Raw genomic sequence first — 25551 nt, 5'->3', positions numbered from 1 at the left:
TGATAATTGACAATTGATTAATTGGGTCTAAGACCTCTTCGTTTACGAAGAAATTAAAAAAGATTTTCCTTAATTTCAATCCTCTTCTTTTAAGGAGAGGTCATTATCCATTGTTCATTATCCATTGTCAATTTGTGAATTTGTTTTTCCGATGCCGGATAAGCTCGTGTTTCTCGCTGAAAACATTACCTGAATATCTATAGTTTAACTATCCTCCTTGTTCGCAAATTTCAAAAGCGTACTCTTGCGTTTCTTGCAGGTGTTGCAATATAGAGGTATCAATCGTCTGATTATCTGACTGACTTGAGTTAACTAATTTATCCTTAACTTGCTCAAATTGCTGCTGGGCTTCAGCAACAGCCGCTTCTGCCTCAGCACAAGTTTGGGTAGTTAAGGGATCGAGTTGATTATTGCATCCAGAAGAGAAAAGAACTAGCAATAATAATCCCGCACTGAACTGATTTTTTTTCGTTACCGGAGTCAGAGGAGAAAATGTCATGACTAGAGAGTTAAAGACATTAGAGTTACACTACTAGCTACTCAAACTCATCCAGCTTTCAGGAATATTGATTGGCTTACCTTCTTTGTTAATAAATATTAATTGACACTCTCCGCCCTAAAAGTGCGGGGATTCTTCGTTCACAGATCCGGCTTGCTGTCAAAATTGAGGATGTTGCTCCCAGACGCGCCATGGCACGTCTCTACATTGCTCCCCCTGCTGCCCTTGTTTTCTTTAGATCCGTTGGAGATGTTTGTGTAACTGTCGTTCCTGTCGCTGAAGTTGCTCGACCAATTCAACTTCTCGCAAACTACCGGGTTTAACATCAGTCGTTTCCCGGAGTTTTTGGGCAAGTTGGTAACAAAATTGACATCGTTCTATAATCTGGAGAATCGAAGGGGCAAACTTAGCAAACAGGACTTCATCATCTGAGGTGAAGCCACGAGGATCAATCTTCTTGAGTAGATCATCTTCCGGCTGATAGTTTGGCTTTAACTTATTGAGTAATTGCACAACAGCTACCAGATCTTTTTGCTCGTTTAATAGGGGCCAAGCCAGAATTGTATAGGTGCGGTATCCAGTGCGGCGATCCGTTTTCTGCGCCATCTCGGAGCGCGGATCATTATAGACATCAAAGGGAATGTTAATCACTTTTAAGGAAAAGGCGGCGAGACTGGCAATTCCTTTATCAGCAGGAATATCAATTAAGAGACTACCACCGTCTCCATCTTCGGCAATCAGTGAACCTAATTCTTGTCGTTCTCGATCCAATAAGAAAATACTGGTGCGATCAGCACGAAGCAAATTCCCTACTTTGCGGGTGAGACGACCCAAAAGTTGGCAGAGTGTTCTCACCAGTGTTTGTAAGGCTTGGTCAACCGCACTAATCCCATTGCTGTAGGAGTAAGCTAGGAACTCCCCCACTTCAAGGGGTGAGTCAAAAACCAGATCCGGCTGGCTATCTAAGCCAGCTACGTTCTGCCAGTCTAATTCTAAGACCTGACAAAGTTCGACAAAATTTAGTCCTTTAACGGGTTGTCCTTTAAGAAAGTGATTTAAGGTATCTAAGGATAGTCCTAGTGCTTCTGCGAGTTCGCGATCGCGTCCATTACTCTTATTGCGCCAAGCTTGTTTGACTGTGGGAATAGACTGGGGATGCACACTAAATGACCGAATCATCTTTCTTCGTGGCATTCCTATCCCGTTCAATCAAAGATTATAATCGGAAAATAATGCCACGCCTCCATATAGGTTTACAACTAGGTGACGTAACGAAGCAAGCGACTGTGTTTGTTGGTTACACCTTGCTTGAGTCGCTTTTTGGTGGGAAAAAATCTTTCGTTCTTTAATCAGGGGTTAACTGTCTCTAACCCAACGTCTTGCCCGTGATGCTTTGGTGGGTATCGCTGGCGTTCCATCCCGATTAAGACTGAGACAGGTTTGTTGAACATTTCTGTGCAAGCTTCCGTTATCATCTTTGATTTAACCAGAGAAGCTGACTGGTATCCATCTGAACGGTTGCTCTAATCCTAGATTAGAATGCTATCTGTTCCTTTTACTACGATTCGTGTGAAATCTTTACGCTATTGGTCATCTGTGAGGAGTAATGATTGAGTAAAATTTACATAATGTAACATAGGGGCATGGATTGCCACCAACCTGCTGCTCTGGGAATTTGACTAAAAAACAGAGTTTTCTTGAACTATAAAAAATACATTACGTTAATTAGTCAAAAATGCGAGGAAAAAGGGTAAATTGCCTAGCAAATTCTCCATTTTTGTCCGTTTTATACTAAATCCGGGTTAGCTACCCCCGTTATAACCTAGTCCTTACCTTGCGGACGAAAGTTTTTGTAGCAGCGATTCAATCGCCTCCTCTTGCATGGGGTAATGAAGGCGGATTTGGTATTACTGTTGATTTTTGACTTCACAACCTGTTGATTCCGGATCTTGTTCAGGAATCTCGTATGAATTACAGGAGAGAATGCAAGACTTTTCTGGGGGAACATCTACGCCTACTTATCAACCCTTATGTATTCCGACTCAGTTCGGGTGAGATGAAAATTATGCGCCCTCCTAGTTTAGCAGTTTTTACCGTGACCATAATTTTAGCTGGAGCCTTAACTGCACAAGCAGGTGAGACTTCAGATGCTGATAATTTTCCTTTAGAACCATTTAATACTAATGGCAACCTGTCTGACATTACTCCTCAAGTCAGTCAATCCATTGTTACTATTGAACAATTAGAAGAACAACTGTTTTTCCAAAAAACCACCACGAACTCCTTACCTAAAACTGATCTGACCTCTCCTCCTGTTGTTCCAGAAACAGGGCAAATCAAACGTGAAGATGAAACACCAACACTAACTCCAACTCCAACGAATCGAACAGAATTTTCAAATGCAAATACGCTCAATCCTGAGACGATTCAGGAACAAACACTGAACCTGGATAGATTGGTTGCGGATGCTGCTACTAATACAAGCTGTCTGGAACAATCGACTGAAAATATTGACTTAGCTGGAGAAAGTACCTCTTATCAACTCGCTCAAGCTGGAACTCCTAGCCGTTGTCGTCGTCCCCAACCTGTTGCGCCATTAGTGATACCCGAACCTTTTGAAGAGTTTGGCGCGTCGCCAGCGTTAAGCATTTATATTCCCGTGGGATATGGTGCCGATCGCAATACTCTATTTCTCAATGGTAGCTACCAAGCCACAGTGCGCGATGATGACGGTTCTGTTGGTACAGGCGGTGTCGGGATTGGCGTGGGTAATGCGGATAAAGCCGTGGGCGTTGAACTTTCCTATGCTTTAGAAACCACAGACGACAACTTCGGAGATGGTGGCTTTAATGCTAAGCTACATCGTCGATTTGCACAAGATTTATCCGCTGCTTTGGGTTGGAATGGCTTTTTGAATATCACGAACAACGATTTTGAACAGTCAAAATATGGAGTAATTACTAAAATTTTCCGCACCCAAGAATCCCTTGACCAAGCATTCAGTCGCATTGCTGTTACTGTGGGTGTGGGTGATGGACAGTTTCGTTCTAATGGTGCAGTGGATGATGGGGTTAACAATATTAACGTTTTCGGTAATATTGCCTTGCGAGTGGCGCGTCCAATCAGTTTTATTGCTGAATGGACGGGGCAAGATTTAGGCTTAGGGCTGTCCATCGCCCCCTTTAGAAATATTCCCTTTGTGATTACCCCCGCCGTGCGCGATGTTGCGGGTGCGGGTGATGAAGCCCGATTTGTTATTGGTGCTGGAACAGCACTGCGTTTTTAGAGGAGTTAACCGATGGGTAAAATTCAATTTGTTCGGGTTGTCCCCATTTTAGCGATGGTTGCTAGTATTTTAACCGCGATGCCCGCCAGGGCTGACCGCAGTTATTCTGATATTACGGGGACGAATATTTGGAATAATACTGCACCCCTATTTGAAACAGATGGCGGCTTAGATCCGGCGTTACTAGAGAGAGTGCAACAGTTGAACCAAGAATCAGCCGAGGCTTTTCAAACCTGCAACGCCGCGATCGCGCAACTTGAGCAAAATGCCCCAGATGTGCGTCGTTATGCCCGAGAGCCGGATACACAAATGTTACCAGTACCTGTTGCTTGTCAGCAGTTAGAACAACTCAGAACTGAAGCCGAAGCCTTACGAGTCACCTTACAAGATGCTACCCGATCTCAATCAAATCCGGCGCTGTTGGGATGGTAAAGTTTTGAGTTTTTTTGAAAATAAAGGGAATTAGCAATGAAACAACTCTACAGCAAACATTGGTTAATTGGCGCGATCGCGAGTGGATTATTGGGTACATTGGCAACACCTATACAAGCCCAGGATATCTTTGATAATCGGGCAATCCAATTCCCAGAGGATACAATTGTGGAATTTGAGTTCCTGCAATCTCACGGATCTTACCAAGCCGCCTTGGGTGTGCGGAATGAAACAACCGGAGAAGAAAGGATTCTGTTTCAGGAAGTCAAACCCTATGATGCTTTTGGCACAAACCAGTCTGTGGAAACCTCTGGCGGTCAAAATGATCTGGGGACTCGATCAGATTTTGTTGGAACAGTTGAGGGGGGAACTGTACCCAATCGATTCAGCGAGTTTCAGTTTAAAGCCAATAACCGCTATGTTTTCTTCCTCGAATCCGTGAGCCCTACCGGTCAAACCCGACGCAGTATTCTTTCCACCCAAAACTTTGCTCGATTTAATGGTAGTTTAGCCGGGGGGAGAAGTGGCAATATTACAGGGACTCGCGTGTCTTGGGAAGATGGAGGACAGGTGGAAGTCGGGAGTGATGATGATTTCGATGATTTTGTGATTGAAGCAGGGGGATTTTTAATTGATCTGAACTGTCCATCTTAAATGCGGCAAGGGGGCGGACGCTATAACCGAGGGGGACGTATCGAGCCGCAAGGCGAGTACCCCCAATGGTTTAGCGTCTGGGGAATTGCCGCCAAATAATAAATTGAGCGACAGCGAATCCTTGTTTTTAAGATGCATATTCGTAGCCATCAGCCCTGTGAATGGTCTTTAAATATTTTGGATGCACGTCAAAACTTTTCCCTCCTGTAGTTAACTTGAAGCTCGGCTTGAATCGAATAGCAATTCGACCGACATAAATACCTGCGTACTTTCCGGTTAAGACATTAGCTTTTACCAAGTCCCCAGTCTGGAATCCCATGAAGAACTTCTGAGCTGGCGCATGGCGAATGGGAAAGCCAAATTTGTTTGTACCGCAACGCTGCCTTCTTCCATGCCCCTTAGCTTTGATGTTTAGTGGTTTGATTCCGTTCATCAGAAGCTTTTCAGGAGTTGAAGCGCCGACACAAGCTGCGTCAGCCCAATGAGTTTTTTCAATTCCTCTGGTCTTACGGTTAAACTTTGTTCGCCCCCCAGAACCAACCTCTACAGGTAAACCAGTCGATTGAAGCCTCCGATATAACTCCCATCGGGTAGCGTTAACCGCCGCAGCATCCTTGAGGGGTGTTTTTGCTTGAACCAGGATTCGCTTGAGAACTTCTGGCTTTTTCTTAAGGAATTCCTCAATGGGCTTATTCCCTTTAGTTTGGTTACAAGAATGACAGCTAAGGCAAAGATTACTGACTCGGTTAGAGCCGCCCTTGCTTTTAGCTAGGATATGATCTATCTCGAAGGGGACATTTTCAACACCACAATAAGCGCATTTTCTACCCCATTTGGCAAGAAGATACTCTTTAACCTCAAAACCAAACAGTTCACCTCTCTGGTACTCGACTCCGCTAATTTCAGGGTTCTGAATTTGTTGCAAATCGAACCTTACAAGTTCTTGAGAGATTGCTGTAATTGGACATAGCTTATTGATTCGTCTTACCCAAGTCTCAATGTTGGAAATTCGACTCTCCAGAGATGGTGGTAACCAGCCTTGCCGACGAGTCCTGTTTAAAAAACGGGGCTTACGGTAACGGGTTTTACGATTACGGCGACCTCTCCGCAACGATCTACGAGACTCAAGGGAGTCCTTAATCTGCTGTCCTCGGTGCGAGACTTCAAGAGCGTTTGTAACACGTCCTGTCTCTTCCTGGACAACAGCAATCCCGGTTGTTTTGCTACCGGGATCGATCTTGATTCTATGAGGATGGACTGTAGAATTCTCAACAGTTCTATCTTGTAAAACGATAGTGAACGGATAGCGTCTGAATACTTTAGCCCTCCCTTTGTTCAATAATTCTCTTGCCCGTGCTGGATGGCAGGGCTCAAGAGGTTTTAGGTTTTTGTCTAAAACGAAAACTCGCATTACTTTGAGACTCTCATTACTGGTTAAGTTTGCCTCGCTAATGTTATAAGAGCTTTTTAAGTCTGAAGCACTGGTTTTTCCTATAGCCTGTTTAACTTCAGACGACAGAGCCTAAAACTGGCACGCATCCTAGGGTGTCATGACTCAAATAACGGAGTTCCTAATAGGAACTAAAGCTGGTCAACACGGCTTACAATTTCTTGCAAGCCTACGCTATACCCCAAGGGGTTAGCGTAGGTAGTTGACCGATTCAGTAATATCAATTTCCCTGCAGCTTACTACAGATTCAGCTCTAATCACTCCCCATTTTCACATACCCCATGCTGCCGCCCATTGAGTAATATCTTGCCGCTTAATTGCTGCTGCCATTAAATCTGGAAACTGGTCAGGTGTGCAAGCCATCGCCGGAATACCCAATCCAGCGAGTTTCTCAGCTACCCAATGATCATACATGGGCGCACCTTCGTCATTGAGGGCAAGCAACGTGATCAACTGAACTCCTAATCCCAGCAGTGCTGTCACGCGCTTGAGCATTTCTTCCCGGTTTCCCCCTTCATATAGGTCACTAATTAACACTAAAATCGTTTCCTGAGGGCGGCGCACCAGTCCTTGGCAGTAGGTGAGGGCGCGGTTAATATCTGTTCCGCCTCCGAGTTGAGTGCCAAAGAGTAAATCTACTGGGTCTTGCGCTGCGTCGGTTAAATCTACGACCGAAGTATCAAATACGACAATTCGGGTTTGTACTGCCCTGAGAGAGGCTAGCACCGCCCCAAAGATTCCAGCATACACAACAGAAGTTGCCATGGAACCGCTTTGGTCGATGCAGAGGATAATATCTTGTAAGGAACTGCGTTTGCGTCCGTAGCCAATTAGGGTTTCGGGAATAATTGTGCCGTATTTAGGTTGGTAATGTTTGAGGTTAGCGCGGATAGTGCGGTTCCAGTCGATTTCATTATGGCGGGGACGGCGGTTGCGAATGGCATGATTGAGGCTACCGATTATGGCTTGGTGGGTGGGGTTGGCTAGTTTACTCTGCAATTTTTCAACCACCTGACGCACCACGCGGCGGGCGGTTTCTTGAGTTTTACTTGGCATAATACTGCTAAGGGATAGCAGATTCGCCACAAGATGAACATCTGGCTCAATGGCTTCTAGCAGTTCCGGTTCTAGCAGCATTTGTTGTAGGTTAAGGCGTTCTAAGGCATCTTTTTGCATCACCCGCACAACTGATGAGGGGAAATAGGTGCGAATGTCGCCTAACCAACGGGCAACTTTGGGGGAAGAACTACCGAGTCCGCCACTGCGGTCAGAATCGTAGAGGGCGCTGAGGGCATTATCGATCGCGTGGTCAGTTTGAGTTAGGCTGAAGGAACCTCCTGCTTCTGTCTCACCATTCCCCTGGCAAATACCATCAGCGTCTCCACTCCCTAACAGAAGTCGCCAACGGCGTAGCCGTTCTGGTTGGGTCATTGTTTTTAGAGTTAATTAGGGTCTGCTGATTGAGTTATTATATCGCAGATTCCGCACTTCAAAATGTAGCAATTGCTGCTGCTAGGACTTGCCCCGAAAGAAACTCACGCGCCACGATCTTTTTCTCCAGTAAAGAGTCAAAACTTCAAAAGCTGACGTTTATTTTGTAACGCCACCTTTACCTGTTCATACTCCTGATCGATTTGTGTCAATAGATCAATGACTAATGTTAATGGATTATCCGTTTCAGCTTGAATGTTGACCCTTTCTAACTGCTTACACAGTTCAGACAGGTAAATTGCCCCAACAGTGCCACTGGTCGATTTGAGACTGTGAGCAGATTGTTGACAAGTGGTTAGCGTCTGGGATGAAAGTGTGGTTTTTTGTGAATCCAGTGCTTGGTGCATCACCCCCAATAACTGGGCGGCTTCTTCCAAAAAACTATCAATAACTTGGATTAAGACATGATCGTCTTTGACCATATCGCACAATTGTTGAAAAGCTTGGGCATCAATAACATCATGTCCGTTTAAACCGTGATTATGTCCTTCTACCTTGCCTCCTTGCTCCTTCCCTGGAAGCCTCTGCCCTCTTGCTGGCTTCTTGGATGGTTCTGGAACCCCCTTCAACGCTCGCACCAGTTCCTCAACCCGAATCGGTTTACTGATATAATCATCCATACCTGCGGCTAAACAGATTTCGCGATCGCCTCGCATGGCATTAGCTGTCATTGCCACAATATAAGGACGGCTTTGGGTGGACCATTCCTGACAGATACGCTGAGTCGCGGTCAAACCATCCATTTCCGGCATCTGCACATCCATTAATACCACATCATAAGACTGACGGCGCAATGCTTCGAGGACTTCTAACCCATTGGCGGCGACATCCGCCCGATATCCCATGCGCCCCAGAATATGCAACCCCACTTGCTGGTTGACCACATTATCCTCCGCCAACAGAATCCGCAACGGCAGGTTTGACCCCATATACGGATCAATTGTCGGTGAAATCTCACAGGCTGAGCGCACTTTCACCGGCTGACCGACTAATACGTCCATCAGCACATTATAGAGTTGGGACTGCTTAATCGGCTTGGTCAGAAACGCCGAGAACTTGGCTTCATCCAGTTGACCACTATTTTCCGGCTTGCCGATTGAGGTTAACATAACCAGGGGAATCTCTTTCCCCTGGGGCTGTCGGCGTATCTGTGAGGCGAGATTTACCCCATCCATTCCGGGCATGTGCATATCCAGAATCGCTAAGTCAAATGTCTCACCTTGCTGTAGCCAGCCTAATGCCTCACTCCCTGATGATGCTGCACGGGTAACCACACCCCAAGATTGACCTTGTAGGGTTAAAATGCGGCGATTGGTGGCATTATCATCCACAATTAACATCCGCTTGCCTTCAAGCTGAGGTTGCCTGAGATCCAAATGACTGGGATTATCTATTATACAGACTGGGGCAATGATGGTGAAGTAAAAGATCGAACCCTTCCCCACTTCACTTTCCACCCAAATTCTGCCCCCCATCATTTCACTCAACCGCTTGGATATCACCAACCCCAATCCTGTACCCCCATAGTGGCGACTGGTGGAAGAATCGACCTGACTAAAAGCCTTAAATAAACGATCTAAACGATCCTGGGGAATTCCGATCCCCGTATCTTTAACCGCAAACAAAATTTCATACTGTTGTTCCTTGTGATTCGTCAAGAGGTGATCTAATGATTGGGGACTAACCACCTGGGAGGAAATAGAAACCGTAACTTCTCCGGTATGGGTAAACTTAAGCGCATTACTGAGCAAATTGACGATAATCTGGCGCAGTCGGGTAATATCGCCGCGAATGGTGCTGGGGGTTTGGGGATCAAACAGATACGCCAGTTCTATCCCCTTTTCTGCTGCTTTGGGAGTCAGCAGATCCAGAGATTCCTCAATGCAGGTTCGCAGATTAAAGGGTTGTTCCTCCAACTCCAGTTTGCCGGACTCAATTTTGGAGAAGTCGAGAATATCATTAATAATCGTGAGCAGGGCTTCGCCACTGTGGCGGATGGTTTCGGCAAATTCGGTTTGTTCGTGATCCAGTGGTGTGTCCAACAGTAGTCCCGTCATGCCAATCACCGCATTCATCGGCGTGCGAATTTCATGACTCATGGTTGCCAGAAAGTCACTTTTGGCGCAGTTAGCGGCTTCGGCAACCTGTTTGGCTTTTTCTAGTGCCAGGTTTTGTTCGGATAATTGCTGGCGTTGACGCTTTTCTTGTTCGAGGAGTTGGGCTTGGGCAAGGGCAATCCCTACTTGATCGGCAACGGCTTCGAGTAATTCAATTTCATCATGACTCCATTGACGAAACTGATCACACTGATGCAGACAAATCACGCCATTGGGTTTTTCCTTATAGGATGTCCGCACGACGAGCATAGACTTGAGGTTAACCTGGTCACATACAAAAGTAGCAGTTTGTAACCAGGGATCTTCGTAAACATTGTTCGAGGCGATCGCGCGATCTGCGGCTAACACCTGCTGAATGTGGGGATTTTGCTGAGTGGGAATCTCTACATCTAGGATGGACGAGTAACCGGGTTCTAAGTATTCAGCCACAACCGGAATTTGTGGGGAAGGTTCTTCGACGTAGGTATGAATCACACAACGATTGACGCGAAAGGCTTGACCAATTTGAGTGGCGGTGGTTTGGAAAATTTGTCGCGCGTCTAAACTTTGGCGAATGTCTTGGGTAATTTGTTTGAGCAGTAGTGAGCGCTGGAGTTGCTGTTGTAATGCAGCTTCTGCTTGTTGGCGTTCGGTTAAATCTGCCTGGGCTTGGTGATACAGTTCCGATTGCTGTACAGCAATGGCGACTTGAGTGGCGAGTTGCACCAGCAATTCTGTCTCTTGAGACTGCCAATGTCTGGGCAGATGACAGTGGTGGGCAATCAGCAGTCCCCACAGTTTAGCACCCTGTAGAATCGGGACGACTAAGTTTGCCCTCACCTGTATATCGGCTAAAAAGTTGCGATAACAGGGTTCAAGGTTCGCGGTGTGGATATCATCTAGGGTGTGAATATAACCCTGTTGGTAACGCACCGCCGACTTTTCACCAAAGCATGGATCAAAAATTCTGCGTCCCAATACCGATAACTCGTTCACGGTGACAGACTCGACTTCTACCACGCCACTCCAGTCGGGATTGAAGCGATAAATTAACACCCGATCCGTTTGCAAAAACTGCCGCACTTCTGTCACTGTGGTGTTAAGAATCTCTTTCAATTCTAACGACTGACGAATGCGGCGGGCGATCGCACTAATTAACCGTTCCCGTTCGGCTTGCTGTCGCAGTGCGGTTTCCACCTGTTTACGTTCAGTTAGTTCTGTGGATAACTGCTGATACAATTCAGACTGTTGAATCGCGATCGCGACTTGGGTGGCTAGTTGCTGTAGTAAGTCAATATCAACGGCTTGCCAATGTCTGGGACAATGACAATGGTGGGCAATCAGTAGCCCCCACAATCGGGTACCCTGTAAAATCGGTACGACTAAGTTTGCCCTCACCTGTAAATCGGCTAAAAAATCTTGATAACAGGGTTGAATGTTGGCGGTGTAGATATCCTCGACGAAGTGAATGCTACCCTGTCGATAACGCTCAGCCAATTTCTCACCAAAGCAGGGGTCATAAATGGTTTGTCCCAATACCGATAACTCTTGTGATTCAACCGCCTCTACCGCTACCACTCCACTCCAATCGGGATTGAAGCGATAAATTAATACTCGATCCGTTTGCAGAAACTGTCGCACTTCAGTCACCGTGGTATGGAGAATGTCCTCCAATTCCAACGACTGGTGAATCCGCAGTGCGATCGCGCGAATTAACCTTTCCCGTTCGGCTTGTTGCTGCAACTTGGTTTCAGCGTTCAGGCGCTCCGTCACATCTTGAATTAAGGCTAAGATATGACTCTGACCCTCTGGGGTTTCGATTCTGGATGTGGAGAGCGATATTATGCAGTTACTCCCATCAGCACGAATGATTTCCCATTCCTCCCCGACTAAATCCTCCCCTCGTTGCATCTGAGCAATCCGCTTGATCGCTTTAGCTCGTTTTTGCGGATCGGGATAGAATGTCTGATACCAGCCCCGATGGTTGATTTCCTCAACGCTATACCCGGTAATCTCCACCATCTGCTGATTCCAAACCGTAAATCTGATATAGGGATACGTCTGAATACTATGGCAGACACAAACCCCTTCTGCCATCCGTTCAATTAGCTGGGTTTTAAAGGAATACTCTGCTTGTAGGGTTGCCTCAGCTTGCTTGCGATCGGTAATATCGGTATGAGTCCCCACCATGCGGATCACTCGATCGGCGACATCTTTCTGGTGAATCGCCCGGGACAAAATATAAACAGTTGAGCCATTTTTATGATGGAAGCGCTGAATGGCTTGGAAGCGAGAAACTTTACCACTGTTATAGTCTTCAACCAGTTTTAAGGCGGCAATCCGATCCTCGTCAAAAATTACTTTCTCCCAAGAGGCTAATTCGTTGGGTAATTCCCAATCGGCGTAACCCAGCATTTCTTTCCATCGGGGAGAAAAATAAATTTCCCCAGTCATCATATTCCAATCCCAAAATCCATCCTGGGAGGCGCGAAGAATCAATTCCAGCCGTTCTGTAGCTGTTTTGACGATGTGGGCAACCTGAGGCGGCTCAATTGGATGATCGCGGGGAATTTCGGCTAATGAGGAGGAGGGAAGACAAGGGGAGGCTGAGTCTCTGTCTGTCAACTCACTGAATTCACTTTGCCAGTCTCTCCCGTTTGATGTGGGAGTGCTGGCAATTTTCTGAATCAATTGCAAACGCTTGTGGCTATTTTCTAGAGTCGTTTCGGCTTGGCTTAAGTCATGAATGGTTTGCTGAAGTTGGCTGGCTTGTTGGCTAATGGTGGCTCGTAATTGCTCAACTTGATTTAGCAGTGCTAGGGGGTTAAGGGCTTTTATGATGTCAGTTGGAGTAAAAATACCGAGGAGGTTTTCCGGAGATTGGTAGACTAATTGAGGGATTTGTCCGACTTGCCGCATCTGTTCAAGTCCCTGCCATAATGAATCATCGGGATGGAGACTAAACAGAGGTTTTTTGATCACCATAGAAACTGGCGTTTTTGACAAATCCAGTCCAAATACTGACAGTTGCAAACAGTGAATTAAATCATGTTCTGTAATTAATCCTACAGGTATAGAATTGGCAAAAACCGAGGATGGGTTCTCCGCGATCGCACTCTTTTTAAACTCTCTCCCATTCCTTTCATCCCCCATGTCCCTTTCCCGAATCACTACCGCACAATTTCCCTTAGCCTCGATTAGCTGTTTTGCCAGTTCCAGGATAGAGGTGGTTAACGGGACTTGCAGCACAGAAGTCGTCATTGTCGCCGCTACAGGTTGCGACTGGAGCAAATTCAGGGCAGGTAACTCTTGACAAATACTATTGGATGTGATAATACCAATAAGTTTACCCTTCTCATCCAAAACTGGGAGATGATGAATCGAATAGCAATCGAATAGGGATAATGCCGAAAAAAGATGACAGGAATCGGATCGGGTTAAGGTAAGAGGCGATCGCACCATCACATCAGCCACCGTGGTGTCTTGGAAATTCACCCCAGCTCGGATCAGTTCAATCAGTTTTCCCGTTGTCACCATGCCAATCAACGCCGAGTTTTCAGTCACCAAGACGCAGCTACGTGAAAATTCAGGTTCTCTGGCAATTTGCCCAAACTTGTACCCCGATAAGGATTGTCCTTGATTTAATAACGCGATCGCTTCAACTAGAGTTGCTTTAGCCTCAATCGTGAGGGGATGATAGTCAATAAAATGCTCTAAAGCAGGTAAGGTAATGGCGGTGATGTCAGGCTGCATAATAAGTGGGTAGGGCGCAGGCTGTAGCTGGAACAAACAAACTCCAAGGCTGTAAAGTTGATGTTATATACTTTTTCTCTCTCCTCTTGATCAACTGTAGGACTATTTCCGTCACACTGCACTAGCAGCACATACCTATTCTTTATACTGCCAAACTTTGAAAAAATCCGCAGCCTCTTCTCCAGAAGTGAGAACTTATTTTTTCTTAAACTTTAGTGGAGACAAGGCAGATGACAGAAGACAACTAAACCTCCAAATCCAAATCTGGTTCAACGCCAAGCGATCGCAATTGTTCTACCAATCTCTCTACCCGTCGCCTTTCGCGTTCAACTCCTTGTCTTTCTCGTTCTGAGGGAGTCAAAATCCAATTGCTTTGTGCATCATACCAACGTAACCAGATGCGATCGCATTCCCCATAGAAACCCTGCCACAGTCCTAACCCTAGCTGAATATCGTCCATCCATACACGCGGTTCACTAACGTCTAACTCGGTGTAGCGACTACCCATTAATTGAAACGCTCTTAGCTGGTTCGTGCGACCATTAAACACGATGTAATAGGGAACGCGCAAAATACGTTCATAGACATCCCACTTTGTCGGCGGTTGATTCGCTTCCCGCAACGTTTGTCCCAAGTCTTCTTTCTCAGTACCCGGTGAAATCAGTTCTACCACTACAAAAGGATTAACTTCTTCTTGCCACACCACATAGCTCATTCGTAAATCCCGTTGTTCGTAGAGTCGATCAACCCCCACCACAGCAAACCAGTCAGGGCGTTTGTACCAATTGGGTTGGCGTGGATTGTAGTAAAGATTCAAATCCCTGGCAACAAAAATGCGATTAGTTGGGTAGTTGGGAGGATAGAAGGTATCTTCAAGGAAACGCGCTTGTAGTAGGTGATATTTGTCAGGCAAACCAGGTTCCTCTGGGTCTTCGCTCTTGAGCTCATACATTGTGGGTAAAACTTTTTTCGGGTCTTGAGGCGGGTCGGTTTGAAACATGATTTCCAACTACTAAGTAGGTAAGAACAATAAAAAACTCCAGAAACAGGGCGGGTTTACATAAGTTACCCCTTTTGGCTTGCATATTATCTGTAAAACCCGCCCCTACAGACGATTGGGTCGCCCTTTCCTCAATCTTCTATGTCAAAACTTATGTCTCAGGAGTTATAAAGCACCAGCAGCAGTTCGGTCGAAAATATCTCCAGAAAGGTGAGTCGTAATATTCATCGCCTGGACAACAGGTAACTTCTCTAACCCTTGAGCATATTCAATCACACTCACACCCCCATTCCCTTGTTTAATACTCCAGAATGATTCTGAACTCAATCCCAAGACATGACAAAGAATAACTTTATTAATCGCATCGTGAGCAACAACCAGACCCGTTTTTAGTTCTGTCGAAGCTGATACAGCTTTTGATTCAATTATCCTATCCCAAGCGGCTGTAGATCTCTCCCATACCTGGGTTAAATTTTCGCCATTGGGCATTTGTACAGTAGCTGGGGCGACTTTCCACTGATGCAATAACTCAGCGTATTCCTGGTTAATTTCTGACTCTAACTTACCCTCCCAAAGTCCATGATTAATTTCGCGAAACTTTTCTTCAAATTCTAGCGTAATGCCACGGTGATGCTGGAGAATCAATTCAGCCGTTTCCTTGGGACGTAGCATGGGACTGGTAACGGCAAAATCAATGGGGATATCTTTGAGAAATTCAGCCACCCGCTGTCCCTGTTGGCGACCATTCTCATTTAATGGTATATCAATACCCCCTTGGAAGCGGGAGACACGATTCCATTCCGTTTCCCCGTGACGTATCAGCAGAAGACGCAAACCTTTATTATTAGGGCGAGGCGTCGGTAAAGGCGTACCGACATGAGAAGTTTGATTGAGAGACTCTAGTTGTACAGGTTCACCCCAACCGCCCGTAAAATTTAGAACATTAATGCAACAGTTTGATTGCAAAATGGATTGGTAACGGGCTGGAGAAATACCCAAGGCGCTACTAATCAAACAGCGATTGATGCCATTGTGTGCCACGATTAAAATCGTGCCGTCTTGGTGGCGGGGTAGAATCTCTTGCCAGAATTGCTGCGCTTGTTGATAAAGTGCCAAGACGGGAAAATGTTTTCGGGTTCCCTCCGGCGTAGAAATCTCCATATAGAATTCATCCGGGCGTTCTTTCCAGCACCGATATTCCGCCGGGAATTTTGCCTGGGCGTCTGATTTAGCCAATTTTTCCCACAAGGGCAAATCGACTTCCATCAGGTTTTCTGCTGCCTGGAGAGGGGGTGAGCCAGACAAATAGGGTAGAATGACCTCTGCTGTCTGCTTCGCTCGTTGGAGGGGAGAGCAATAGACAGCATCAAGGCTCAGGCTACTGAGAACAGCACCCACCTTACGGGCATCGGCAGCTCCTTTTTCAGTCAACACGGACTCATCACAGCGTCCTTGAATGAGTTGCTGGGAATTATAGCTGCTTTGACCGTGCCTTACAATAATGACGCGAGTAGTCAATCCTTTTGCTCCTCTGTTACCAAATTTATGAATAGTAGCCAGATTAACCCAAATCCTGGTAGCATCCTTGGGGTATCTTCAAATATCAGGGTCATTTTCAGTTTAACCGCACATCGGTTGTACAAAAAGGCGGGGGATCTGGGGGAGCATGTAGAGACGCGCCATGGCGCGTCTGGGAGCTGTCAATTTTTATTGTGTATCTTCCCTATCAACAGGGTTTCAAGACTTCCCGTGAAAAGTCAAAACGCGACAGATCACGTCTGAACAAAAACAGTGACATTTGTTACTAAACCTTTTTTTAGAACTTATGACTTATGACTTGTTACTTTTTTTGGGGGGTTCATGAACACTGGGTTATTACTTAAACGCTTGATTTTGGCAGTGCTGACGATTGCTGTAATCTTACAAGTCAGTCTCTCTTTGGTTGAAAGCTGGGGTAAACCTCAAATCCAAAGTCGCTTAGAACTTTACCAAACAAATTTGTTACTCCATGCAGCCGAGGGGCAGAGTTTAGTCACATCAGGGGAAGAGGATTTGACAGCAGCGCGGAATGCATTGCTCGGTGATAATCCTTTTGAAAACGCCCAAAACCAATATGAACAAGTGCTGGAAACAGCTCAGACGACTCAATCGAAAATAATCGCTAAACTCGAACAACTCTCCTCTAACAAGGATGTCGCGACATCTATCGGTGATGAGCTGGCTAAACCGCAAATGCAAATCGCTCCCATTGACGAGGTTCCGATGACCTCCCAGCAGCGAAAGCAGTTGCAAAAATCATTGTCTCAGACAGAACAGCTCATTGATGAACTTAATGTGCGCTTGGGACTGCTGCAAGCTCAACAGGGTAAAACAGAGGTGGCGATTCAGACATGGAATGAGTTGATTGAGCAAGAAACTCTCGAAAGTACCGCTCCAGCGACAACGCCATCCGCCCAAATTGCAGCCGTATTAGCCGGTCTTTGGCATGATCCACCCCGTATCTTACCAGATGCTGAGTCAAAAATTCAACGAAATTTAGATAGCTGGTTCCAGTATCGAGCATTGCTTCAGCTTTATCAATTTCAACAGCGTCAAGATGCTTTATTGTCCTTACAAGCTCAAGAACAACAGAGAGCAAAACAAGCCCTGCTTAAGTTAACTCTCATTAGTGCCATTCCCGGAATTGGGGGTATTGTCGGGGTGGGACTCTTGCTATTTTTGCTAGGTCAGTGGCTACTTCAAGGAGAGCGATCGCTGCTAGCCACCAACAGCGATATGCCTTGGGATACGCCTTGGGATGGAGAAACGATTTGGCAAGTCTTGATTCTCGGCTTTTTCTTTATTGGTCAAATCCTCCTTCCTATTTTTATCCTGCCAATTTTTCTGGTCGTGTTCCAGCTTGATCCGGCTAATTTCACAGTACGGATGCAAGCCTTCTATATTTTAATGAGTTATGTCTTGCTAGCCGCCGCCGGATTGGGAGTACTTTACCTTTCAATCAAGCATTTTTTCCCCTTGCCAGAGGATTGGTTTCAGATTAAATTCCGCAGGAAAGGGATTCTTTTGGGCTTAGGTGGCTATCTTGTGGCTCTACCTCTGGTTATTTTGGTTTCACTGATTAACCAAAAATTATGGCAGGGGCAAGGGGGGAGTAATCCGATTCTTTCTCTGGTGCTAGAAGGACAGGATACAGTTGCTATCGTGATATTTTTTAGCACCGCTTGCATTGCTGCACCCCTGTTTGAAGAGTTTATGTTCCGAGGGTTTTTATTACCTTCGTTAACGCGCTATATGCCTGTTTGGGGAGCAATTGTGACCAGTAGTCTCATCTTTGCGATCGCACACCTGAGTCTGTCGGAAGTCTTACCCCTCGCCACATTAGGAATTGTATTGGGAGTCGTGTACACGCGATCGCGCAATCTTCTAGCTCCCATGCTGGTTCACAGCCTCTGGAATAGTGGGACGTTACTGAGTTTAATCATTTTAGGCAGTGGTGGAAGTTGAAACAGCATGGTTTGTAGGGGCGGGTTTATGGGCTTTCGTTCCGCTATTGATACTAACCTTTGTTCAAAACCCGCCCTTTCCAAATGTAGGGGCGGGTTTTACTATTAACGGGAAGGTTGTCACCCTGATATCACTCGCGCCCGCCCCTACTGAGTGTTGAGTCTCCATCTCTTCACCATGGCGCAGCGTCAGCGATGAGTTTTCCGTCGATGCTTCGAGTCAACTCCTGGATAAATAGTTTCGCGATCGCATTCACTTCAGCATCGGTTAGGTGCATTTGCGACGCATCGAAGTCAATGTCGCGGTAGTGCTTAATCAGATCGAGGAGTAGAGACGTTGCATGCAACGTCTCTACAATGGTGCTTGGATCTCAAAAACGTAGGGTGGGTTAGGCGGAATTTAAACCGAAGCGATAGCCATTCAATGAACAATCAGCCGTAACCCACCGCTGTTAACGGGAAGATGTATTATTTAACCCACATTCTATCGCTGTTCAATCCTTCGATAGGATAAATCGGACAAAATTTAGTAGGCGCAGTCGCGACTTGTATAAAAGGCAGAATGGTGGTGAATTTTCGGATAAATGTTTGCCAATAAAACCATTCTCACTCAAAGCTGACTAGCCGACTGTCAAAGCTACTTTAACGAGTTCCTTTTATCACCCCGTCCCCGCGTCACCGCGTCTCCGCGTCTCCCTGTCCCCCGTCCCCGCGTCACCGCGTCTCCCCCTCCCCCCGTCAGCCTTCAAAAACTGGATATCAAAGATCATCTCCCTGACGTAAAGCATCGGCAATGTAAGCACAATTCACGGCTGCACTGATCAGGGAGATGCGGTTATTTGCAACGGTGTAATACTCGACTTTCTTACCCTTTTTGAGTTCCTCAACGGGTTTCGAGATACCGCTGACATAAACGATTAAAACAGATGTTGGCGCTAAATTGTCTATTACCTGATTGATAACGGTGACAATTTCCGAGTCCGGTAATTGATGATTAACTAAATCTAAGACTAAAATATCCCGACTACGGCGACGGCTGTCTGGGACTCGGTAGCGAATTTTTACGTCCTGAAATCCCCGTTTTTGTAGCAGTTTGAATTCCTGGGGTGGTCGCACAGATTGATTGGTGGGTAAGAGATAATCTATGGTGATCCAGCCAATCACTTCTTCTCGTTCTAGCACTTTTTGGAGATAATCCACCTTGGCGCGAATTGTTTGTGACACAATTCGATTCACTTCTTGGTCAACTATGTTATTAACAGATTGCTTGATGTCGTTGAGGGTTTTTCCGTAGAAGAATGTGCCGACAATGCCTAAAATTCCTAGAAATATTCCCATGAGGACAAAGGCGAGGTTAAGAGTGCCAATAAATGCATTAAAACTTTCTGTCAACTGGCTATTGGCATCTTTGAAAAACTCCATCTGCTGTTTAATTAACTCTAAATCAGGAGATGGTATCGGGGTTGGAGGGGTTTGCGCCACAATCAGGGAAAGGAATGAGAAGTCTGGCATATCAGTTACGGCAGCAAGATCGTGCGGTACTCTCAACCTATCATTAATTTAGGGTCAAATCTCTTTTGCTGCAATGAAAAACCGCCGTCAAGGAAGCAGCAAGTCGGCGGTATCAATCCTTTGGGAATGATAGAGTTTTCGCAGGTGTTTCTTAGCACGACAGGCTTTCTGGCGCAATGTGGACTCAGTTTTCACGGCTGTACCCTGTTGAATCAGATGAGTGCGAATCTCTTTCCAGGAAAGTCCTTGAGCTTTTAAGCACAACAGCCGGACTCCTTCTGGCTCTGTGCGACTCAGGGTATTTAAGGCATCTAAAAGGGCGTTCCATCTCTGATTTAGATCTTGCGGTGTCAGTGTACTATCAGTCAAGTGAACCAAGCTGGGGATTAATTCGATCAACTCAGGCGTGATAGACTGTTCCTTTTGGTGCTTACGGCTAAGTTCTCGAATAATGTTGAGAGACGTACTTTTTAACCAAGCGTGGGCATTGCGGATGCTTCCCCCAGAATGAATATAGTCTTTTCCCCTAACATAAGCCTCATTGAGAACCTCGTAGGGTTCAACTCGGCTGGCTAGGTTATATTGCATGAGGCTTCTGTGAATAAAGGTGAGGGTGGAATAAGCATGAGGATTATTTTTTTCGAGTATTTCTGTCACGGCTGCATCGATCGCATCTTCTGGGGAAGACAATGACTTGGGGGATTGAGCACCTGTCATAACAAACTTCACAAACGTTTCCCAACCGTTAGTGAACTAGCCGTAACGATTGTGACAGTTTTGCTCCATCTTTTGATTGTTATATCATGTCCGGTCAAACACCCCTAATAAAAATTTCCCCGTGTCCCCGTGTCCCCGTGTCCCCGCGTCTCCTTCACTACCAACCTACTGGCGGTGACATGCTCCCTGACTCTCAGGCTGATGGAATACCGAAAGCGCCACATCTTTACTAAATTTTTAGGGAAAATCCTGTCACGAACCGACAGACTCAAACACTAATCACTGGACTTATCCAAATTTAAGTATTGTACCCCCTACGGAACGCTTGTCTGACCGTGGAATTAGCTCAAAACAACGAGAACGATCATGATTATGGGAACGCACAGTGAGGAACAATCGATGAGCGACGAGGTACTCATTCACAAATCTTTACAATATGCTGGCTTAATTGATGAATATCTCACCTTGGCATCTAAACGCCAACTCACCCACTCCCAGGCGGAACGTCTGAGTAACATTCTCCAGCAGGCTGAAGCCGACTCTTGGCTTGAGTTTCTAATTGACGAAGCTGACCATATTTTAGCTCATGAATTGGGATTAATTAACGAAGATTTTATCAACTATCAACAGGATGAGTTAAAGCAATTGTTAGATCGGCAATGGTGTGAGCAACTTCTCCAACAGACTCGGGAAATCCGACAACAAAACTGTTTGAAGGAGTTGCAAACCTCGTTACAACGTCAAGGATTATATGATGGGGATATTGATGGTAAATTTACTTCTTTGCCTCAGAGCGTTAAGGAACTGCTTGAGTCAAAAAGAGCCGAGTATGGGGATACAGGTAGGCTGTCACGCTTTTAATTTGCTGGTTGAGACAGACAGGGAGACGCGGGGAAGGGGAGATGGGGAGAGGGTTTTACGGCTTGCTTGCTAACTGAATAATATACAGTTTTAATGCACAACAGCTTACTCGGTCAATCTGTTAAGTCGTATGTGGAATAGAGTAGGTTCGTAGTAGGGGCTTTAGCCTCAATACAAGTTTTCTTTTCATCAGCCTAATCCACCCAATGAGGTGTGCCGAGCCACTACTGGTGTGGCACAGCTAAAATTGTGGAATAGACTTTACCATTGAATCGGGCGCACGCCATGCGCCCCTACGGTTTTGGGGCGTAATTCTAATTCATCAAATAATATCATGTCCGGTCAAACACCCCTAATAAAAATATCTCCGCGTCCCCTCGTCTCCCCATCCCCGCGTCTCCCCATCCCCGCGTCTCCCCTAGAACCTTTGCGTAAGTCCTATAATCGTTAAGTTGTCACAAAACTGTGAACTTTGTCACTAAAGGAGTAAAGAAACGAGTTGAATTATATTGAACCATGAAAACCCTCTATGTTTTTCAATCTGGCTGTTACGTTAATCTCCAAGGCGAAACCTTGATGATTAAACAAGGTGAAACTCTTTTTGCTCAAGTGAAATTACCTCTGATTGAACAACTTTTAATCTTTGGCAAATCCCAACTCACCACCCAAGCCATCCGGGCTTGTTTGTGGCGAAATATTCCCATTGCTTATTTGTCTCGCATGGGCTACTGTTACGGGCGAATCATGTCAATTGAACGGGGATATCGTCATCTGGCTCACTATCAGCAACAGTTGGGATTTGGTGAACGGTTGAAAACGGCACGGGCGATTGTTACAGCTAAGCTGAAAAATTCTCGGATTCTGTTGCGGCGACAGCGGCGGCGTCGTTCGTCTCCAAGGCTAGAAAAGGTGCTGAAACAGTTGGATTATTTGGCAACTCAGGCAAGTGAAGCGGATTCAATTGAACGTTTGTTGGGGTTTGAAGGGGCGGGGGCGGCTCAATATTTTGAGGGATTTGGTGAGTGTTTGTCTGATTCTGCATTTGTGTTTACCCACCGCACTCGCCGCCCTCCTGGCAATCCGGTGAATGCAATGTTGAGTTTCGGTTATCAGATTTTATGGAATCATTTACTGGCGTTAATTGAAATTCAGGGACTTGATCCTTATCAGGCTTGTTTGCATCAGGGAACTCAAAGTCATGCGGCGTTAGCTAGCGATTTGGTTGAGGAGTTTCGCGCTCCGTTGGTGGATGCTTTGGTTATGTATATGATTCATCGCAAATTCATTGATGAAAAGGCGAATTTTGTCTATAAAGATGGCGGATGTTATTTGAATGATTCGGGACGACGCAGGTATCTGAAAACGTTTATTCAACGGATGGAAGAGTTGATTCAAGTGCAGGATTCTTCGGAAAAGGCACCCCGTTGGCATCTGCTGAATTCGCAAGTTTCAGCGTATAAGCAGTTTATCTACAAACCCAGTCAAGGTTATCAGCCTTATCGCATTGATTGATACCTAGGGGTTGCTGTTGGTGAGGTAGGGGACAGGGAGACGCGGGGACGCGGGGACGCGGAGAGGGGGAGAGGGGGAGATATTTGGCGTGGCACACCTTAATTGGTGGATTAGAATTGTAGGGGCGCAGGTTGTGCGCCCGATTTAACCATAAATCTATCCCACAATTTTAGCTGTGTCAGTCCACTACTGGCGTGACCCATCTAAAATAGGGCTTTGTTTGTAGTGAGAACTTTAGTTCTCGCTCCGTCTAGCTTTACAGGGCTAAAGCCCTCACTACGAACTGGGTTACGCCACTACAACAGTTCGTTTGTCTTAATCAATGTGTCTACTGCTATAAAGTTCAATTATTTTCTTTTGCCTTTTGACTTTTGAATTTTTACTTAAAAGACGCTCATGTTATTTTATGTGATAGCTTACGATATTCCAGATGATAAGCGGCGTAAAAAAATTGCGGATTTATTGGAGGGATATGGTCAACGGGTACAATATTCGGTGTTTGAGTTGGTGTTGAGTCAGAAGAAGTTTAATGAGTTAAAATCGCGACTTCAGAAAAAGGTTAAGCTTTCTGAAGATAGTCTGCGATTTTATCCTTTATCCCGGCATACCCTGGCGCAGGTGGAAACTTGGGGAATTGGACCGACTGTAGCGCAAGCGCCTGGAAGTTTTGTGGTATAGGGATTCGGTAATAGGGTTGGTAGTGAAGCAGACGCGGAGAGGGGGTGACGCGGAGAGGGGGAGATGGGGAGATGGGGAGATGGGGAGAGGGGGAATAGGGAACAGTAAGGAATGTCCTAACCTACCAGGTAGCTGCTATACAAATGACGAATGACAAAGGACAAATGACAACCGACGCTCAAGCAAAATGGCTGAAAGGCTTATTCTTTCGTCGTGAGCGTCGGTCGCTTTCCCTGTAAGGGTTTCAGCGATTTTTCCAGGGAGATTTTTCGGATTTTTTCGGTCAAAATTGGTGAGCGTCGGAAAGTGCCTCTAGACCTCAGACAGGGCAAGGGTTTAAGATGAGGCTGTCCCCACTCGCTGGGGAAACTATTGGAATGGAAACTTTGGGCTTTCTGAGGGTGGGAAGAATTGCAGATGGGTCCCCACTCGCTGGGGAAACTATTGGAATGGAAACGTGACCATCTCCCTGATTGCAGGCTTCTGCCCGCAAAGTCCCCACTCGCTGGGGAAACTATTGGAATGGAAACTCCTCCAGAGCAGCACGATACTGCATCGAATGATATAGTCCCCACTCGCTGGGGAAACTATTGGAATGGAAACTTCATAAGTCGTCCTTTGTTTATGTGACACCCTTATCATGTCCCCACTCGCTGGGGAAACTATTGGAATGGAAACGCGATAGTCACTCGCATCAGCACCATATTAGAATAGTCAAGTCCCCACTCGCTGGGGAAACTATTGGAATGGAAACATTTACAGACGTAAGCGATCGCAATGCAGACATCAAACAGTCCCCACTCGCTGGGGAAACTATTGGAATGGAAACAAGAAACCATTACCTCTGGTATTGTTCGCCGCCCAGCCTCAGTCCCCACTCGCTGGGGAAACTATTGGAATGGAAACTTGTGTTTCACTTTCCCCGTAGCGGGAGAACCAAAAGTCCCCACTCGCTGGGGAAACTATTGGAATGGAAACCTCCCATCAGCACTCAGACTAATGGGGGGTTTTTGCGACTTCCAGACAATAAGCTGTAATGCATTTAAATTGGGTATTAGTAGCGAGCAAGATGCTCGCACTACAAGGATCTCGCAATTCTTGACATTATGGTTTAAATGGCGAACAGCTTAAATAATTTCAGATGATGGCAAATCAACAAAATGAAGGTAATTTAATACATAAACCTCTTAAATAGAGGTTTTTAAGAATTTCCTGTTCTCCGTTCCCCCGTATTCTCCATTACTAAACCATGTCCTTTACCACCTTTGACCCACGCACCCTTGGTACTCCCGTTTACGAAGCATTAACTCAGTTGCGATCGCGCTATGACCAAGCCTTAGCTGATGCAAAAATCAGTAACAAGGTATACCGTAATCACCTCAAAGAACAGAAAAATCAGGCAGTTGAACTCTATACTTACCTTTCCACTTGGGGTCTGATGCGTCTTCGGGCAGAAGAAATTGCTTTGTGTAATGTGAAACCCCCAGACCCCCACCCTGACCAACTCTCTGTCGAAAAAAAAGCGGCTAGAAATCAGGAGGGGAAACGAGAGGTGATTCAGGAATTTTTTCGCTGTCTAGAAACCTTATCCCTAACCTCCAATCTGACCCTAGATCAGTTAAAAGTTTCGGCGATGAACACGGATGACTATTTAGGGTTAACTGGGTTGGGATTAGCCGTAGCACAAGAGTTTAGCTTTTGGGCAAGTGTGGTTTATCCTGATATTTCAGGGCAAGAATAATGGTGATGTTAATTGAGGAAGCCGCAGCTTGAAAAAGGTACGATAATATCTACCCCCACCCAATCAATTATCCCTGAATTATTGTAGGGGCATGGCATTGCCATGCCCTATTAACATCATGTCCCCACAGAATAACCTGTTGTGTCGTCCCCCTAGAAAAGTGCACGATAATATCTACCCCCACCCAATTAAATATCCCTGAATTATCGTAGGGGCATCGCATTGCCATGCCCTATTAACATCGTGTCCCCACAAAATAACCAGATGTGTCGTCCCCCTAGAAAAGGGACAGATAATAACTACCCACACCAAAATAAAAATCACTGAATAAACGAAATTGCAACGAAAAAACAAGACCAATTAACA

At 45.8% G+C, this 25551-nt stretch carries 18 protein-coding genes and 1 CRISPR repeat array; of the genes, 8 read left to right on the top strand and 10 right to left on the bottom strand.

What is annotated here, in order from left to right:
* Nucleotides 1–208: 208 nt before the first annotated feature.
* Together RLO19_RS24425 and RLO19_RS24420 are read right to left on the bottom strand one after the other, a co-directional pair.
* Nucleotides 209–499: a hypothetical protein gene (locus RLO19_RS24425; protein WP_446359998.1), complete on the bottom strand. Its 291-nt coding sequence runs from the start codon at nt 497–499 to the stop codon at nt 209–211.
* Nucleotides 500–733: 234 nt separating this feature from the next.
* Nucleotides 734–1693 (bottom strand): GAF domain-containing protein, encoded by a 960-nt coding sequence (locus tag RLO19_RS24420; RefSeq protein ID WP_446359997.1) that lies wholly within the window; start codon nt 1691–1693, stop codon nt 734–736.
* A 901-nt stretch (nt 1694–2594) separates the two neighbouring features.
* Between RLO19_RS24420 and RLO19_RS24415 the strand changes: the two genes are divergently transcribed.
* The 3 genes from RLO19_RS24415 to RLO19_RS24405 are packed head-to-tail and all read left to right on the top strand — an operon-like array spanning nt 2595 to nt 4871.
* On the top strand, nt 2595–3785 hold the full coding sequence (locus RLO19_RS24415; RefSeq protein WP_446359996.1) for a hypothetical protein: 1191 nt from the start codon (nt 2595–2597) through the stop codon (nt 3783–3785).
* A gap of 12 nt (nt 3786–3797) precedes the next feature.
* A complete protein-coding gene (locus RLO19_RS24410; RefSeq protein WP_446359995.1) occupies nt 3798–4217 on the top strand; it encodes a hypothetical protein in 420 nt (139 codons plus the stop codon).
* Between the two features lie 36 nt (nt 4218–4253).
* A complete protein-coding gene (locus RLO19_RS24405) occupies nt 4254–4871 on the top strand; it encodes a hypothetical protein (protein ID WP_446359994.1) in 618 nt (205 codons plus the stop codon).
* A 127-nt stretch (nt 4872–4998) separates the two neighbouring features.
* Here RLO19_RS24405 and iscB read toward each other — a convergent pair whose 3' ends face one another.
* From iscB to RLO19_RS24380, 5 genes are all read right to left on the bottom strand, one after another.
* Nucleotides 4999–6282 carry an RNA-guided endonuclease IscB gene (gene iscB / locus RLO19_RS24400; RefSeq protein WP_446359993.1) on the bottom strand — a complete coding sequence of 428 codons (1284 nt, stop codon included), beginning with the start codon at nt 6280–6282 and terminating at the stop codon, nt 4999–5001.
* A gap of 309 nt (nt 6283–6591) precedes the next feature.
* Nucleotides 6592–7752, bottom strand: a complete 1161-nt coding sequence (locus RLO19_RS24395) for a VWA domain-containing protein (protein WP_446359992.1) — start codon at nt 7750–7752, stop codon at nt 6592–6594.
* 137 nt (nt 7753–7889) lie between these two features.
* The gene (locus tag RLO19_RS24390) at nt 7890–13661 is read right to left on the bottom strand and encodes a GAF domain-containing protein (protein WP_446359991.1); all 5772 of its coding nucleotides are present in this window, start codon (nt 13659–13661) and stop codon (nt 7890–7892) included.
* Nucleotides 13662–13905: 244 nt separating this feature from the next.
* Entirely contained in the window at nt 13906–14661 is a 756-nt protein-coding gene (locus tag RLO19_RS24385; RefSeq protein ID WP_446359990.1) for a Uma2 family endonuclease, read from the bottom strand.
* Between the two features lie 165 nt (nt 14662–14826).
* On the bottom strand, nt 14827–16179 hold the full coding sequence (locus RLO19_RS24380; RefSeq protein WP_446359989.1) for a histidine phosphatase family protein: 1353 nt from the start codon (nt 16177–16179) through the stop codon (nt 14827–14829).
* A gap of 342 nt (nt 16180–16521) precedes the next feature.
* Between RLO19_RS24380 and RLO19_RS24375 the strand changes: the two genes are divergently transcribed.
* Complete coding sequence (locus RLO19_RS24375) at nt 16522–18165, top strand: CPBP family glutamic-type intramembrane protease (RefSeq protein ID WP_446359988.1); 1644 nt, start codon at nt 16522–16524, stop codon at nt 18163–18165.
* A 172-nt stretch (nt 18166–18337) separates the two neighbouring features.
* Here RLO19_RS24375 and RLO19_RS24370 read toward each other — a convergent pair whose 3' ends face one another.
* The 3 genes from RLO19_RS24370 to RLO19_RS24360 form a co-directional block, all read right to left on the bottom strand.
* Nucleotides 18338–18511 (bottom strand): hypothetical protein, encoded by a 174-nt coding sequence (locus tag RLO19_RS24370; RefSeq protein WP_446359987.1) that lies wholly within the window; start codon nt 18509–18511, stop codon nt 18338–18340.
* A 412-nt stretch (nt 18512–18923) separates the two neighbouring features.
* Nucleotides 18924–19676, bottom strand: a complete 753-nt coding sequence (locus tag RLO19_RS24365) for a hypothetical protein (protein WP_446359986.1) — start codon at nt 19674–19676, stop codon at nt 18924–18926.
* Nucleotides 19677–19763: 87 nt separating this feature from the next.
* Entirely contained in the window at nt 19764–20393 is a 630-nt protein-coding gene (locus RLO19_RS24360) for an RNA polymerase sigma factor (RefSeq protein WP_446359985.1), read from the bottom strand.
* A 366-nt stretch (nt 20394–20759) separates the two neighbouring features.
* Between RLO19_RS24360 and RLO19_RS24355 the strand changes: the two genes are divergently transcribed.
* The 4 genes from RLO19_RS24355 to RLO19_RS24340 all read left to right on the top strand — a co-directional run bounded on the left by RLO19_RS24355 (nt 20760) and on the right by RLO19_RS24340 (nt 25185).
* Nucleotides 20760–21254: a hypothetical protein gene (locus RLO19_RS24355; RefSeq protein ID WP_446359984.1), complete on the top strand. Its 495-nt coding sequence runs from the start codon at nt 20760–20762 to the stop codon at nt 21252–21254.
* Between the two features lie 516 nt (nt 21255–21770).
* Nucleotides 21771–22766, top strand: a complete 996-nt coding sequence (cas1, locus tag RLO19_RS24350) for a CRISPR-associated endonuclease Cas1 (protein WP_446359983.1) — start codon at nt 21771–21773, stop codon at nt 22764–22766.
* 396 nt (nt 22767–23162) lie between these two features.
* Nucleotides 23163–23444 carry a CRISPR-associated endonuclease Cas2 gene (cas2, locus tag RLO19_RS24345; protein WP_446359982.1) on the top strand — a complete coding sequence of 94 codons (282 nt, stop codon included), beginning with the start codon at nt 23163–23165 and terminating at the stop codon, nt 23442–23444.
* A 349-nt stretch (nt 23445–23793) separates the two neighbouring features.
* A CRISPR array of direct repeats spans nt 23794–24422; the repeat unit is 36 nt; unit sequence GTCCCCACTCGCTGGGGAAACTATTGGAATGGAAAC.
* 271 nt (nt 24423–24693) lie between these two features.
* Complete coding sequence (locus RLO19_RS24340) at nt 24694–25185, top strand: hypothetical protein (RefSeq protein ID WP_446359981.1); 492 nt, start codon at nt 24694–24696, stop codon at nt 25183–25185.
* Nucleotides 25186–25551 lie beyond the last annotated feature (366 nt).

This window comes from Coleofasciculus sp. G2-EDA-02 (assembly GCF_040226375.1).
GTDB lineage: Bacteria > Cyanobacteriota > Cyanobacteriia > Cyanobacteriales > Coleofasciculaceae > Coleofasciculus.
The sequence above is the reverse complement of the archived record's forward strand: the minus strand, read 5'-3'. Positions and strand labels throughout refer to the sequence as shown.